The 806-nt window shown below is 42.2% G+C and carries 1 protein-coding gene; it reads left to right on the forward strand.

The window, feature by feature from the left end:
* Positions 1-495: 495 nt before the first annotated feature.
* A partial coding sequence (locus tag A3757_RS21475) for a hypothetical protein (RefSeq protein WP_156506482.1) occupies positions 496-806 on the forward strand: 311 nt, incomplete at its 3' end.

Below are 806 nucleotides of genomic sequence, written 5' to 3' on the forward strand. Positions count from 1 at the left end.
TGCTACACCGAGTGTGCCGTATTTGACCAGGGCCGGCCAGGTTACCCATACCGAGTTAATAATCATGTGTCGTCTCTCCGTCCATTATTTTTGTTTTCTTTGACAAAAAACCCTTTCCCTAAGCAGGTGCATATTGGGGGATACGCTCGACCCCTGCTTGAGGAAAAGAGGACAACTTTTGTCAAGTAACCGGCAGGGTAAGGATAGTGTTAAAACTTTAACACCCTCCTAAAGGATGGGGAGATACAAAAATCAAGGTACACTCGATCTCTTAAGCCTGTTTCAGCCTGAGTTCAAACGTTAATAGATAAATTACCGACAATTACAGCAAAAGTCATAAAACATGGCCTATTTCACACTTTGAATAGTGGTATTTCACAATATTTAAAAGCGCTATTGAGATCGAAAAGGACATAATGCAGTCTTAATTAGTAGACGCATGTATGCCATATAGAGTCAGAACAATAACAAGGAATCAGGACGAGCGGTGGCACTATGAATACTCATATCAAGCGAGATGATCTAATAGCACTATTGGATAAGGGGCTAGGCTACCCTCTTGTTCTCATGGTGGCACCACCCGGTTCCGGAAAGAGTGTTTTGCTGGATCAATGGGTAACTCGGCAAAAATCCATTCATACTGAATGTCAGACCTTGCAATTCCAGACCTCCCCAAAGCTTAATGAGGGCAACGCATTATTTGCGTTAATATTTGAGTCCCTGAAAAATATCGCGCCGCTATGGGATGCTTCATTTTTTAACCTTTTTAAAGATGACTCCGAAGTAAAGCCCGAGCAAATCATTGA

It is taken from the genome of Oleiphilus sp. HI0117 (assembly GCF_001635235.1).